A 13,980-nucleotide genomic window follows, 5' to 3' on the forward strand; every position below is an offset into this window, starting at 1 on the left:
GTCTGAGCCGTCCGCGCCGCGGTGCACGGCTCGTGCTCCGCGGCTGTGCACAGCTCGCGCTGAGCGGTCGGCGCGGTCGGTCCGGCGAACTAGGATCGAGGGGTGGCTGGACTCATCGTGCGGAACGACATCGACGAGGTCCGCGCACGCGTGAACATCGCCGACGTCGTCGGTGACTACGTCACGCTCAAGTCCGCCGGAGTCGGGTCGTTGAAGGGGCTCTGCCCGTTCCACGACGAGCGCTCTCCCTCGTTCCACGTCCGCCCGCAGGTCGGTCGGTACCACTGCTTCGGGTGTGGGGAGGACGGCGACGTCTTCAGCTTCATCATGAAGCAGGACCACACCACGTTCTCCGAAGCGGTCGAGCGGATGGCGGCCAAGATCGGCTTCACCCTCCACTACGAAGAGGGCGACGGGCCGCGGACCGACTACAACACGCGCGCACGGTTGATCGCGGCGAACGAAGCAGCGCAGCAGTTCTACGTCGCCCAGCTCACGTCCCCGCAGGCGGATCCAGCACGGCGGTTCCTGGGGGAGCGCGGCTTCGACCCGTCTGCCGCACAGCACTTCGGCGTCGGGTTCGCGCCGAAGTCCTACGACGCGCTCAAGGACCACCTCAAGGGCCGCGGCTTCACGATGGAAGAGCTCATCTCCGCCGGGCTCGTCGGTCAGGGGGACCGTTCACCGTACGACCGGTTCCGCGGGCGCCTGATGTGGCCGATCCGCGACGTCACGGGTGCCACGATCGGGTTCGGCGCCCGTCGGCTCCTCGACGACGACAAGGGCCCGAAGTACCTCAACACCCCCGAGACGCCGATCTACCACAAGAGCCAGGTGCTCTACGGGCTCGACCTCGCCCGGCGCGACATCTCGAAACAGAAGCAGGTCGTCATCGTCGAGGGCTACACCGACGTCATGGCCTGCCACCTCGCCGGGGTGACGACCGCCGTCGCCACGTGCGGCACCTCGTTCGGCGTCGACCACATCAAGGTCCTGCGCCCGATGCTCGGCGACGTCAGCGGCGCCGACCCGAACGCCAACGGGGAGGTCGTCTTCACGTTCGACCCGGACGAAGCCGGGCAGCGGGCGGCGTCCCGCGCCTTCGCCGAGGAACAGCGGTTCGCTGCGCAGACCTACGTCGCGGTGGCACCAGGTGGGCTCGACCCGTGCGACCTCCGACTGGCCAGGGGCGACGACGCGATCCGGCGGCTCGTCACGAACAAGCGGCCGATGTTCGAGTTCATGATCCGGCGCACGCTCGACGGGCACGACCTCGAGACGGTGGAGGGGCGGGTCGCTGCGCTCCGTTCCGCGGCACCGGTCCTCGCCGGCATCCGGGACCGTTCGTTGACGCAGGGCTACGTCCGCGAGCTCGCCGGGTGGCTCGGGATGGACATGGGCGACGTCCGCCGGGCGGTCGAGGGTGCTCGTTCCCGCTCGTCGTCCGTGCCCGTCGGCCAGGCCGGGCCCGGTGGACAGATGGTCGCCCCGCTCGACGAACCCGTCGCCGGGATCCGGTCGCTCCCGAACGACCCGATCACCCGCATGGAGCGCGACGCCGTGATGGCGATGGTGCAGCAGCCGACGTCGGTCGGCGCACCCCTGCTCGGCCTGGCGGCCGCCGCGACGTTCTCCGCGCCGATGCTCGCCGTCGTCCGTGACGCCGTCGTCGCCAACGTCGACTCGCTCGGACGGTCGGACTGGCTGGACCGCCTGACCGCCGACGTGCCCGCCCCGGTCAGGGGACTCGTGTCGGAGCTCGCGCTCGCGCCGATCCCCGCCCGCAACGACGAGGACCTGGCGATCTACTGCCGGGGGATCGTCGTGGCCCTGGTCGAGCGGGACCTGCTCGCGCGCAAGGCGTCACTGCTCGGGCAGCTCCAGCGCGCCGACCCGAACGAGAACGCCGATCGTCGCGGCGAGATCCAGCGCCAGCTCGTCGACATCGACGCGCAGCGCATGCGGCTCCGCGCCGACGCTGACCCCGCCTGACCCGCCGTCACGGGCTCCACGCCCTGCTGCCGTGTCCTGTGCCTCGTGCTCCTGGTCCTCGTCGTCCTGTGCCTCGTGCTCCTGGTCCTCGTCGTCCTGTGCCGCGTGCTTCTGGTCACACGCCCGACGAGTGGTCACGACACCCCGCTCATGTTCGCCGACCGGTCTCGATTCGTCGGTCGTGCGCACGTGCAGCGACGATCTGTGACCGGTCGGCGAGGTGCGTGCGGGGTGTCCTGACCGGTCAGCGAGGTGCGTGCGGGTGTCCTGACCGGTCAGCGAGGTGCGTGCGGGTGTCCTGACCGGTCGTCCCGTTCACGTCACTCGGCCGCGCACGGTCGTGTTGTGGTGCGCAACTTTCGTGCGCGGCGCGCCGCGTGCGACGGCCGGATGATGCGGCATGCGCAGCACTCCTGCGTTACAGCGGTGTAAAAAAAGCGGCCCCGCCGGAAGAAGTTCCATGGCAGGGTGTCTCTCAATGAGTGTCCCGGGCCGGTACACAGCGGTTCCACCACCGGTCCCGGGGCTCCTGCAACCAACAGCAGAGAGGCATCGGACATGGCATCCGTGTTCAAGAAGCGCACAGCCACGTGGGGCAAGCGCACGATCGCGCTCGGCGCGGGAGCAGCAGCGACGGCGCTGGTGCTGACCGGCTGCGCGGGCGGCGGCAGCGGCTCGTCCACCGACCTGAACGGCCTGATCATCGGCACGACCGACTCGATCACGTCGCTCGACCCGGCGGGCTCCTACGACAACGGCTCGTTCGCCGTGCAGAACCAGGTGTTCCCGTTCCTGATGAACACCCCGGTCGGCAGCCCGGACGTCAAGCCGGACATCGCGACCAAGGGCGAGTTCACCGACCCGACGACCTACACGGTCACGCTCAAGAAGGGGCTCGAGTTCGCGAACGGCAACAAGCTCACGTCGAGCGACGTGAAGTTCTCGTTCAACCGTGAACTGAAGATCAACAACGAGAACGGCCCGCAGTCGCTGCTCGCGAACCTCAAGAGCATCGACACGCCGAACGCCACGACCGTGGTGTTCCACCTGGACCACGCCGACCAGACCTGGCCGCAGGTGCTGTCGAGCCCCGCCGGTCCGATCGTCGACGAGGACGTCTTCTCGGCGGACAAGCTCACCCCCGCCGCGGACATCGTCAAGGGCAAGGCGTTCGCCGGGCAGTACGAGATCACCTCGTACAAGGAGAACCAGCTCATCCAGTACAAGGCCAACGCCAAGTACGACGGGCTGCTCGGCAAGGCGAAGACGGACGAGGTGACGGCCAACTACTACACGAAGGAGACCGACCTCAAGCTCGCCGTGCAGAAGGGCGACGTCGACGTGGCGTACCGCTCGCTGACGCCGACCGACATCGCGTCGCTCCGCAAGGACGACAAGCTGACGGTCACCGACGGCCCCGGCGGCGAGATCCGCTACCTGGTCTTCAACTTCAAGTCGCAGCCCTTCGGGACCGGCCAGTCCGACTCCGACGAGGCGAAGGCCCTCGCCGTGCGGCAGGCCGTGGCGGACGTCGTCGACCGCGACGCGCTCGCCAAGGAGGTCTACAACAACACGTACACGCCGCTGTACTCGATGGTGCCCGACGGCCTCACCGGTGCCGCGACGCCGTTCAAGTCGATGTACGGCGACGGCAACGGCGCGCCGGACGTGGACAAGGCGAAGAAGACCCTCGCCGACGCCGGTGTCGACGGCAAGATCCAGCTCGACATCCAGTACGCGCCCGACCACTACGGTTCGGCGTCGGACGACGAGTACGCCCTGCTGAAGACGCAGCTCGAGAAGTCGGGCCTGTTCACCGTGAACATCCAGTCGACGGTCTACACGACCTACGCCCAGGAGCGCACGAAGGACTCGTACCCGGAGTACCAGCTCGGCTGGTTCCCGGACTTCTCGGACGCCGACAACTACCTGTCGCCGTTCTTCACGAAGGACAACTTCGTGCAGAACCACTACGACGACCCGACGATCCAGGACCTCATCGCGAAGGAGCAGGCCGAGTCCGACCCGGCCAAGCGCGCTGACCTGATCGAGCAGGCGCAGGAGCGCGAGGCGACGCAGATCTCGACGCTGCCGCTCCTGCAGGGCAAGTCCGTCGCGGTCGCGTCGAAGGACGTCAAGGGCCTGAAGCTCGACGCGTCGTTCAAGTTCCGCTACGCAACGCTGAGCAAGTAAGCACCACCCCGGAGGGGGCGTTCCGCAGGCCGGAACGCCCCCTTCGGACGCGCAGGACCACCGGTCCACACACAGGACCCGAAAGGCACCCACCCAGTGACCCTCACGACCCCAGAGGCGATCGACACCGAGCCCACGAAGCCGGCGGCACAACGCAGTGCCAAGTCCGGCGGTGGCATCGGGCGGTACGTCCTCGTCAGATTCCTCCTGATCTTCCCGACCGTCTTCATCCTGGTGACGCTCGTGTTCTTCCTGATGCGCATCATCGGGAACCCGATCGTCGCGTCCGTCGGCGGCCGACTGACCCAGGCGCAGCTGCAGGAGCGCCTGCACGCCGCCGGGTACGACCGCCCGGTGATCGTCCAGTACCTCGAGTACCTCGGCAACATCGCCCGTGGCGACTTCGGCACGACCGCGACCGACCACCGTCCGATCACCGAGATCATCGTCACGTACGGCGGTGCGACCGCGGAACTCGTGTTCTACGCGCTCATCGTCGCGCTCGTCCTCGGCATCCCGCTCGGCATGCTCGCGGCGTACCTCCGTGACAAGTGGCCGGACGTGCTGCTCCGCGCGCTCGCGATCCTCACCTACGCGACCCCGGTGTTCTTCGGCGGTCTCCTCATGAAGCTCGTCTTCTCGGTGTGGCTCGGCTGGCTGCCCCTCGGTGACCGAGCGTCGACCCGGGTGGAGCTCGCGCTCGACCAGGTCCCCGGCGCGACCGGCATCTACATCATCGACGCGCTCCGCACCGGCAACGGCCAGATCATCGGTGACGTGCTGCTGCACGCCGTGCTGCCCGCGCTGACGCTCGGCCTCCTCACCGCAGGCATCTTCCTGCGCCTGGTGCGCGCGAACATGATCGGCTCGCTCGGCTCCGAGTACGTCGACGCGGCCCGCTCCCGCGGTGTCCGCGAGTCCCGACTCGTCCGGACGCACGCGTTCCGCCCGGCCCTGGTGCCGATCATCACGGTGATGGGCCTGCAGATCGCGATGCTCCTCGGCGGCTCGGTGCTCACCGAGACGACGTTCGGCTGGCGCGGCCTCGGCTTCGAGCTCAACCAGTACCTGTCGGCCCGTGACTTCGTCGCGGTCCAGGGCATCGTCGCGATGCTCGCGGTGATCGTCGCGGTGACGAACTTCATCGTGGACGTCGTCGCGGCCCTGATCGACCCGAGAGTGAGGTTCTGACGATGACCGATGCGTCCCTCGTCGACCGCCACGAGCCGCTCTGGAAGCGTCTCCCCGTCGTCGTCCAGCTCCGCAGGAGCACCGGGTGGCAGCGCGCCATGCTCATCACGGGCGTCGTCATCTGCGCCCTGTACCTCCTCGTCGCGGTGTTCGCACCGCTCATCGCCCCGTACGGCTTCGGCCAGCTGCAGGGTGCCGACGGGGCGAACTTCCCCCGCACCGGCGCCCCGAGCGCCGAGCACATCTGGGGTACCACGGTCGGCGGCTTCGACGTGTTCAGCCGCGTCGTGTTCGGTGCCCGCACCGCGGTGCTCGTCGTCATCGTCGCCGTGGTCGTCTCGATCATCGTCGGCGTCCTGCTCGGCATGGTCTCCGGCTACATCGGCGGATGGCTCGACCGCATCCTGGTCGTCGTCGCCGACGCGATCTACGCGTTCCCGTCCCTGCTGCTCGCGATCGTCGTCTCGATCGTGGTCTCCGGCGGCAACTCGAGCTACTACGGCGGCATCACGGCCGCGGCGATCTCGATCACCGTCGTCTACGTCCCGCAGTACTTCCGCGTGGTCCGAGCAGAGGCCGTCCGGCTGAAGAACGACGCCTTCGTCGAGTCCGCCCGGGTGATGGGCACGAACCCGTGGCGCATCATGACGCGCCACGTGCTCCGCAACTCGACCCGGTCGCTGCCGCTGATCCTGACCCTCAACGCGTCCGACGCGATCCTGACGCTCGCCGGCCTCGGGTTCCTCGGGTTCGGCATCGGTCCGACCGCCGGCGCCGAGTGGGGCTACGACCTCAGCCGCGCGCTCTCCGACGTGGCGTCCGGCGTCTGGTGGACCGGCGTCTACCCGGGTGTCGCGATCGTGGTGCTGGTCCTCGGCGTCACGTTCGTCGGCGAGAGCCTCAACGACATCTCCGATCCCCGCCTGCGTGCGCGCCGGCGGCTGAAGCAGCTGGTCTCCACGCGTGACAAGGCGACAGCTGCGGAAGGGGCAGCAGCATGACCGACGCGACCAACAGCCTCCAGTCCGACGCCGGAAAGACCGACGCGCGGAAGGAACCGGTCGTCGTCGTCGACGACCTCACCGTCACCTTCGCAACGGACGGCGGCGCCGTCGACGCGGTCAAGGGCGTCAGCATCGACGTCCGACCCGGCGAGGTCCTCGCCCTGGTCGGCGAGTCCGGCTCCGGCAAGTCGGTGACCGCCCGCAGCATGCTGCGGCTGATGCCGGAGACGGCGACGCTCGGCGGGGCGGTGATGCTCGACGGCACCGACGTCGTGTCCGTCGGCGCGCAGAAGCTCCGTGAGCTCCGCGGGACCGCCGGTGCGATGGTCTTCCAGGAACCGTCGACCGCACTGAACCCGGTCTTCACCGTCGGGTGGCAGATCGCCGAGGGCCTCCGCGCCCACGGTGGTGTCTCGAAGAAGGAGGCCCGCGCGAAGGCGATCGACTACCTCCGTCGGGTCGGCATCCCGGACCCTGAGGTCCGCGTCGACCACTACCCGCACCAGTTCTCCGGCGGCCAGAAGCAGCGGGTCGTCATCGCGAGTGCGCTGGCGCTCGAGCCGAGCGTGATCATCGCCGACGAGCCGACGACGGCGCTCGACGTCACGGTGCAGGCCGAGATCCTCGACCTGCTCCGCCGCTGCCGCGACGAGTTCGGCGCGGCGATCGTCATCATCACGCACAACATGGGCGTCGTCGCCGACCTGGCCGACCGCGTCGCCGTGATGTACCAGGGCGAGATCGTCGAGGAGGCGCCGGTCGCGGAGCTGTTCGGCAACCCGCAGGCCGACTACACGAAGCGGCTGCTCGCCGCGGTGCCCCGGCTCGAGGCGTCGACCGGCGCTGCGCGTCGGGCGATCATCACCGAGGACGTCGCACCGGTCGTCGAGGCGAAGGGGCTCGAGATCGAGTACCCCGGACGACTCGGCTCGCACGCGTTCAAGGCGGTCAAGGGCGTCGACCTGGCGATCCGTCCGGGCGAGGTCCTCGGCCTGGTGGGGGAGTCCGGCTCCGGCAAGACCACCATCGGACGGGCGATCGCCGGTCTCACGCGGGTGACGGGCGGGTCGCTCGAGGTGCTCGGACACGAGATGCTCGGGTTCAAGGAACGCGACTTCAAGCCGGTCCGGAAGGACATCGGGTTCGTGTTCCAGGACCCGGCGACGTCGTTCAACCCGCTGCTGACGATCGCCGAGTGCGTCGCCGAACCGCTCATCGTGCACGGCGTCGCATCGTCACCGCGGGCGGCGCGCAAGCAGGTCGACGAGCTGATGGAGGCCGTGCAGCTCCCCGCGGCGTACGGCGACCGGTACCCGCACGAGCTCTCCGGCGGGCAGCGCCAGCGTGCATCGCTCGCCCGGTCGCTCGCGCTCCGGCCGAAGCTGCTCATCGCCGACGAGCCCACGAGTGCACTCGACGTGTCGGTGCAGGCCCGTGTGCTGGAGCTCTTCCTCGAGCTGCAGCAGGACTTCGGCTTCGCCTCGCTGTTCATCAGCCACGACCTCGCGGTCGTCGGCGCGCTGTCCGACCGGATCGCGGTGCTGTACCGCGGCGACCTGGTCGAGACCGGCACGACGGCAGAGGTCCTCGGCGCACCGCAGCACCCCTACACGCAGCGCCTGCTGGCGTCGCTGCCCGTGCCGGACCCGGCCGAGCAGGCCGAGCGACGGCGTACGCTGGAGCAACTGGAGCACGTCGGGTCCTGACCCGACGGACCGGCCATCCCTGGAGGCCCGGCCTGCGTCGTCGACGCTGGTCGAGCCTCCAGGGCGGTCGGCTCCACTGCACCACGTACGACGCGCGGACGCGTTCCGTCCGCGCTGCGCCGCCAGGGGGCGGCGCGGAAGGGGTTCCATGATCGGGGTCAACGGCCCGGCGGTCGTCGCGGACGACGTGTCCATCGAGTACCGGGTGCCAGGCGCCCGACCGATCCGGGCGGTCGACGGCGTCAGCCTGACGGTCCGCAGCGGCGAGATCCTGGCGCTCCTGGGGGAGTCGGGCTCGGGCAAGTCGACGTTCGCGGCGGCGGTCGCCGGCCAGTTCGGCGCCCGAGGCGAGGGCGAGGGTGCGCAGCGTCGGCACATCGTCGGCGGCGAGCTCACCGTCCTCGGGCAGAAGACCCGCGGGCTCCGGGCGTCGTCGCGCCGACTTGCCCGGCTGACCGGTCGGATCGGGTACCTCTCGCAGGACGCCGCCGATCGTCTGAGCCCTGACCTCACCGTCGGCGAGGCCATCGCCGAACCGATCTACGCCCGTGACCGTCGCTTCGACCGCAAGGAAGCCGGGCTCATCGTCGCGCGGCTCGTCGACGCCGTGCACCTGCCGCTCGGCGTGATGCGGCTCAACACGTGGGAGCTCTCCAGCGGGCAGCGCCAACGGGTCGCACTCGCGCAGGCGCTCGTCCTCGAACCGCAGCTCCTCGTCGCCGACGAGCCCGCCCGCGGCGTCGACGTCCTCGTCCGCCAGTCCGTGCTCGAGGCCCTGGCAAACCTGCAGCAGGGCCGGCAGTTCTCCGCCGTGGTCGTGTCGAGCGACCTCCGTGAGGCCCGCGCCCTGGCCGATCGCGTCGCCGTCATGAACGAGGGGCGCCTGGTCGGACTCGGGACGTTCGACGAGGTCCTCGACAGCCCGGTGGATCCCTACGTGAAGACCCTCGCCGCGACCGCTGCCCGGCCAGTGAAGCGCCGACCCGCCGCTGGTGCCGGCGGTGCCGCTGGTGCGCCGCGCCGCTCGTCCGCTCCACGCCGTCCGGCGACCGCCGGCACCGGCCCCCGTACCGACCGACAGGAGAACGCGTGACGTCACGTGGCCACCGCGCAGTGCTGACCGACTCGGGAGCGCCGCTGCCGGTGCCACCGCCGACGTCCGGTCCGATCGCGATCCTGCCCTCGCCGGCCGAGCTCCACGTGTCGGCCGTGTCCGACGCCGGTGGCACCGTCGCCGAGCTCGACGGCGACACGCGTGGGATCGTGTGGCTCGACCCGCGTGACCCGTCCGGCCTCGAGTCCGCGCTGGGCTCCGCGCCCGGCGTCACCTGGGTGCAGCTGCCGTTCGCCGGGGTCGACGCGTTCGCGCACCTGATCTCCGCGCACGGGGACCGCGTGCTCTTCACCTCGGCCAAGGGGGCCTACGCGGAGCCCGTCGCCGAGCACGCCCTCGCGCTGACCCTCGCGACGCTGCGCGTCCTGCCTGCGCGGGCCCGGGCGACGTCGTGGGCGACCGAACCAGAGGGCGTGTCCCTGTACGGCCGGAACGTGCTCGTCATCGGCGCGGGCGGCATCGCGTTGGAGTACATGCGGCTCCTCGCACCGTTCGACGTGGACGTGACGGTCGTCCGCCGGTCGACCTCCCCGGTGCCGGGTGCGTCCCGCACGGTGACGACCGACGACCTCGACGACGTGCTGCCGTCCGCCGACGTCGTGATGATCGCCGCGGCGATGACCTCCGGGACCGCGAAGCTCTTCGGCGCGGCGCAGTTCGCGCGCATGAAGCAGACCGCGCGGCTCGTGAACATCGCCCGCGGTGGCCTCGTCGACACGGACGCGCTCGTCGACGCCCTCCGTGCCGGGGAGATCGCGGGCGCCGGTGTCGACGTGACCGACCCGGAGCCCCTTCCAGACGGTCACCCGCTGTGGGAGACGCCGGGCGCGATCATCACGCCGCACCAGGCGGACACGCCGGAGATGGTGGCGCCGTTGCTCGCCGAGCGGGTGCGGGCGAACGTGGAGGCGTTCCTCGCGGAGTCGGGATCCGGCTTCGTCGGCGTCGTGGACCCGGTCGCCGGGTACTGACGCGCGGCGCGCCCGGGGTGCGTGCCGGATGCGCGGGGAGCGTCCGTTGTCCTGCTATGCTGTTACCCGTTGTTCAGACCGGGTCACCCGGGACGACGACTGATCCTCGATAGCTCAATTGGCAGAGCAGCCGGCTGTTAACCGGCAGGTTGTTGGTTCGAGTCCAACTCGGGGAGCGTCAGGCCCTCACCGTCCGCGGTGGGGGCCTTCTCGTTTTCCCGCGCATTGTGCCGATCCTTCACGGCGGGCGCCGGGGTGGATGCTGTTAGCGTTCACAGGTGCATCTCCTCCGTCGAACCGTCCGCGCGGCATTCTGCCTCGTGGTGGCGGGCGTGGTCATGGGCGGAGTCGCTGCGTGTACTGCGGGAGCCGAGTCCGAGCCGGACGACTCCGTCGACAGCACGCCGTCGTCTTCGGTCGCGGCATCGGGCACGGCGCCGATGGTGTTCGCGTTCGTCTGCCGGGACGATGGGGTGTCGGGCCGCACGGAGACGTTCACGACCTACTCGGCGGTCTGGGAAGCCCAGCGGACCGACTGCCGGGCGCAGCGCATCACGGGGACCGAGGCGTCGGCGCAGCAGCAGGACGCGGTCGACGCCGCGGCGGGGGAGTCGACGATCGAGCAACTCGCGGCGACGTGCGCGGTGTCCGGGACGGCCCCGTGGACGACCCCGATCGAGTCGGCTGCCGATGCGCGGACGGCCGCAGGGCTCGCGATCTACTGCCCGGGGCATCCGGAGATGGACCACCTGCGCGACGCGATCGCGGCGTACCGGGGCTGAGCCGAGCCTCCAGGCCGGACTCGACGCTCCGTCAGCCCTCCGGGTGGTCGCGGCCGGGCAGCCAGGACTTGCCCGGTCCGCCCCAGCTCTGCTTCTTGACGGACTTCAGGGACTGCTTGGCGTACGGGTGGACGAGGCGGTCCGCGTAGAGCACGCCGTCGAGGTGGTCGTACTCGTGCTGGAAGATGCGCGCGAGCCAGCCGTGCGCCTCGATCTCGAACGGTTCGCCGTGCTCGTCGACCGCGCGCAGCAGGGCACCTTCGCTCCGGCGCAGCGGGAACCGATCGCCGGGGATGGAGAGGCAGCCCTCGGACTCATCGTCCTCGTCCAGTTCCTCCACCGACTCGGGCACCGCCGGAGTGATCCACAGAACGGGGTTCACCGCTGCGCCGCGCCAGAGCACGCCGTCATCATCGGTCCATGCGTACACGAAGAGCCGCTTGCCGACACCGACCTGCGGGCCGGCGAGCCCCACACCGGGTGCCAGGTCCATCGTCTCGAACATGTCCGCCACCAGGGAGCGCAGGTCGTCGTCGAAGACGGTGACCTCCTCGGCGCGGGCGTGCAGGACGGGTTCACCGGTGATCCGGATGGGGAGAACGGCCATTCACCCAGGTTATCGGGAGCGGTCGGATAGCCTCGACGCGTGACGACGGACCTCCAGCTCCCGGACGCGGTGAACAACCTCACCCCGTTCCAGGCGCTCATGATCCCGGTCGCGCTCATCGGCGCGGTCTTCCTGTCGCTCGGTGCCCAGTTCCAGGCCCGCGGGGTCAAGCGGGTCGAAGCGCGCCTCGGCAAGCAGTCCAAGGGCCTGAGTGTCCGGCACATCCTCGGGCTGATCTCGAGCGGCTACTGGGTGCTCGGCACGATCATGCTCGGTGTCGCGGTGGTCCTGCAGCTGATCAGCATCACTTACGCGCCGCTCATCGTCGTCCAGCCGCTCGGCGCCGTGGCGCTCGTCATCACGACCTGGTTCTCGTCGCGGTCCTCCGGGGTCCCCCTCGGACGACCGGCGCGGCGCGCGGTCTGGACGTGCATCATCGGCGTCGGCCTGTTCGTCGCGATCGCGGCGTTCGTCGGGCACGAGAGCCCGATCACCCGTGCTCAGCTCGTGACCGTGCTGATCATCCTCGCGGTGGTCCTCGTGCTCGTCCTCGTGTCGTTCCGCGTGGTCGCGAAGCACAAGAGCGCGCTCTACTACATCATCGGTGCCGGGGTGCTCTACGGGTTCGTGGCGACCCTGGCGAAGGTCACGCTGAACCGGTTCGTCAACCACACGTTCGACTGGCTCACCGTCCTGGCGATCATCGGCGTCATCGTCGCGGCATCCCTCGGCGGGTACTTCGTGCAGAACGCCTACTCGGCGGGGTCGGCGGACCTGGTCATCGCCGGCCTGACCGTGGTGGACCCGATCGTCGCGGTCGGCATCGGCGTGATCGTCCTCGACGAGGCCGCCGGCGCACCGGCGTTCGCCGTCGTCGGGTTCGTCGTCGCCGCAGCGATCGCGGTGACCGGTGTCTTCATGCTCGCGAAGTACCACCCGGAAGCCAGACGCTGACCGTCGCCGTCCCCCTGGAGGAGGGCACCCCGTCCACCGCGCGGCTGACGCGGCCGCGCATCGGCGTACGGTAGCGTTTCAGGCCCAGACCAACCCCGGCACGTCGGACCAGCGGCCCGCCGGATGCAGGCCCAGGAGAGGACGACGCCCACCGTGTCAGGAGACGCCACCCCCACCGGACGCCCACTGCGCATCCTCATCGCCGCAGACACCTTCTCACCGGACGTCAACGGCGCTGCCACCTTCACGGAGCAGCTCGCCGTCGGCCTCGCCGAGCGCGGCCACGAGGTCCACATCATCGCCCCGGCCGCCAACCGGCACCACGGCACCTTCGACGAGGAACACCGCGGTGTCACCCTCGTCGTGCACCGGCTCAAGTCGTACAAGTGGCCGCTGCACGCCTGGCTGCGCTTCGCGTGGCCCTGGAGCGTCCGGAAGCACACCGCGCCCATCATCGATGCGATCAAGCCCGACGTGCTGCACATCCAGTCGCACATCATCGTCGGCCGCGGCGTCGCCCGGGAAGCACACGACCGGGGCATCCGGATCATCGCGACCAACCACTTCATGCCCGAGAACCTCCTCGAGTACACGCCCTTCGGTCGCTTCACGCTGCCGATCGCGCTGAAGATCGCGTGGAACGACGCGGCCCGCACCTACCGGCTCGCCGACGCCATCACGACGCCGACGAACCTCGCCGCCGACTACCTCCGCGAAGCCATCGCCGGACAGCGCGTGCTCGCGATCTCGTGCGGCATCGACGCATCGCGGTACGTCGCGCGGGAAGGTCGTCCGGCGAACAACGAGATCGTCTTCGTCGGCCGCGTCGCCCCGGAGAAGAACCTCGACGTCCTGTTCCGGGCGCTACCGCTGCTCCCAGCCGATCTCGGCGCGCGTATCACGATCGTCGGTGACGGCGAGATGATCCCGAAACTGACCGCGCTGTCGAAGGAGCTCGGCATCGAGGACCGGGTGACGTTCCTCGGGTTCGTCTCCGACGAGGTGAAGTTCCGCACCCTGACGAACGCCACGGTCTTCGCGATGCCGTCCACGGCCGAGCTGCAGAGCATCGCCTCGCTCGAGGCGATGGCATCCGGTCTGCCGGTCGTCGTCGCGAACTCGATGGCGCTCCCGCACCTGGTCGACGGCAACGGGTACCTGTTCGAGCCCGGTGACGAGCGCGATCTCGCCAACAAGCTCGCGAAGGTCCTGACGGCCTCGGACGAGGACTACATCGGTCTCCGAGAGCGCAGTCTGGCCATGATCGAGGCGCACGACATCAACCGCACGCTCGCGACGTTCGAGTCGCTGTATCGTGGGGAGCCGGTGGCCTAGGCTCCCGACGAGGGGCGGTAGCCAAGCTGGTCAAGGCAGTCTGCTCATAACGGAACGATCGCGGGTTCGAGTCCCGCCCGCCCCACGTAGTCGCAACCCACCGCGGGTTCAAGACGATTCGAAAGGCGGGC

11 protein-coding genes and 2 tRNA genes are annotated in these 13,980 nt (G+C 69.8%); 12 read left to right on the forward strand and 1 reads right to left on the reverse strand.

Features of this window, described 5'->3' with window-relative positions:
• Nucleotides 1–102 precede the first annotated feature (102 nt).
• The 9 genes from dnaG to QK288_RS10450 all read left to right on the forward strand — a co-directional run bounded on the left by dnaG (nt 103) and on the right by QK288_RS10450 (nt 10,953).
• Nucleotides 103–1,992, forward strand: a complete 1,890-nt coding sequence (gene dnaG / locus QK288_RS10410; protein ID WP_281264255.1) for a DNA primase — start codon at nt 103–105, stop codon at nt 1,990–1,992.
• 558 nt (nt 1,993–2,550) lie between these two features.
• A complete protein-coding gene (locus QK288_RS10415) occupies nt 2,551–4,185 on the forward strand; it encodes an ABC transporter substrate-binding protein (RefSeq protein WP_281264256.1) in 1,635 nt (544 codons plus the stop codon).
• Between the two features lie 120 nt (nt 4,186–4,305).
• Entirely contained in the window at nt 4,306–5,376 is a 1,071-nt protein-coding gene (locus QK288_RS10420) for an ABC transporter permease (RefSeq protein ID WP_281267571.1), read from the forward strand.
• 2 nt (nt 5,377–5,378) lie between these two features.
• A complete protein-coding gene (locus tag QK288_RS10425; RefSeq protein WP_281264257.1) occupies nt 5,379–6,377 on the forward strand; it encodes an ABC transporter permease in 999 nt (332 codons plus the stop codon).
• Complete coding sequence (locus QK288_RS10430; RefSeq protein ID WP_281264258.1) at nt 6,374–8,086, forward strand: ABC transporter ATP-binding protein; 1,713 nt, start codon at nt 6,374–6,376, stop codon at nt 8,084–8,086. The genes QK288_RS10425 and QK288_RS10430 overlap by 4 nt, the downstream gene beginning before the upstream one ends.
• Before the next feature lie 148 nt (nt 8,087–8,234).
• Entirely contained in the window at nt 8,235–9,179 is a 945-nt protein-coding gene (locus QK288_RS10435; protein ID WP_281264259.1) for an ATP-binding cassette domain-containing protein, read from the forward strand.
• Nucleotides 9,176–10,171 carry a D-isomer specific 2-hydroxyacid dehydrogenase family protein gene (locus QK288_RS10440; protein ID WP_281264260.1) on the forward strand — a complete coding sequence of 332 codons (996 nt, stop codon included), beginning with the start codon at nt 9,176–9,178 and terminating at the stop codon, nt 10,169–10,171. Before QK288_RS10435 ends, QK288_RS10440 begins: the two co-directional genes overlap by 4 nt.
• Nucleotides 10,172–10,274: 103 nt before the next feature.
• Nucleotides 10,275–10,347, forward strand: a tRNA-Asn gene (locus QK288_RS10445).
• 102 nt (nt 10,348–10,449) lie between these two features.
• Nucleotides 10,450–10,953: a hypothetical protein gene (locus QK288_RS10450; protein WP_281264261.1), complete on the forward strand. Its 504-nt coding sequence runs from the start codon at nt 10,450–10,452 to the stop codon at nt 10,951–10,953.
• A gap of 31 nt (nt 10,954–10,984) precedes the next feature.
• Here QK288_RS10450 and def read toward each other — a convergent pair whose 3' ends face one another.
• On the reverse strand, nt 10,985–11,560 hold the full coding sequence (def, locus tag QK288_RS10455) for a peptide deformylase (protein WP_281264262.1): 576 nt from the start codon (nt 11,558–11,560) through the stop codon (nt 10,985–10,987).
• A 39-nt stretch (nt 11,561–11,599) separates the two neighbouring features.
• Here def and QK288_RS10460 point away from each other — a divergent pair, with 39 nt between their 5' ends.
• From QK288_RS10460 to QK288_RS10470, 3 genes are all read left to right on the forward strand, one after another.
• Nucleotides 11,600–12,514 carry a DMT family transporter gene (locus QK288_RS10460; protein WP_281264263.1) on the forward strand — a complete coding sequence of 305 codons (915 nt, stop codon included), beginning with the start codon at nt 11,600–11,602 and terminating at the stop codon, nt 12,512–12,514.
• A 153-nt stretch (nt 12,515–12,667) separates the two neighbouring features.
• Nucleotides 12,668–13,849, forward strand: a complete 1,182-nt coding sequence (locus tag QK288_RS10465) for a glycosyltransferase (protein ID WP_281264264.1) — start codon at nt 12,668–12,670, stop codon at nt 13,847–13,849.
• 11 nt (nt 13,850–13,860) lie between these two features.
• Nucleotides 13,861–13,934 (forward strand) — tRNA-Ile (locus QK288_RS10470).
• The last annotated feature ends 46 nt before the right edge of the window (nt 13,935–13,980 follow it).

The sequence above is a fragment of the Curtobacterium sp. 9128 genome, assembly GCF_900086645.1.
Taxonomy (GTDB): Bacteria; Actinomycetota; Actinomycetes; order Actinomycetales; family Microbacteriaceae; genus Curtobacterium.

Bases quoted from the DNA above. Each gene is read 5' to 3' on its own strand.
- QK288_RS10415 (WP_281264256.1), top strand. From the start codon at position 2,551: ATGGCATCCGTGTTCAAGAAGCGCACAGCCACGTGGGGCAAGCGCACG.
- QK288_RS10425 (WP_281264257.1), top strand. From the start codon at position 5,379: ATGACCGATGCGTCCCTCGTCGACCGCCACGAGCCGCTCTGGAAGCGT.
- QK288_RS10430 (WP_281264258.1), top strand. From the start codon at position 6,374: ATGACCGACGCGACCAACAGCCTCCAGTCCGACGCCGGAAAGACCGAC.
- QK288_RS10435 (WP_281264259.1), top strand. From the start codon at position 8,235: ATGATCGGGGTCAACGGCCCGGCGGTCGTCGCGGACGACGTGTCCATC.
- def (WP_281264262.1), bottom strand. From the start codon at position 11,560: ATGGCCGTTCTCCCCATCCGGATCACCGGTGAACCCGTCCTGCACGCC.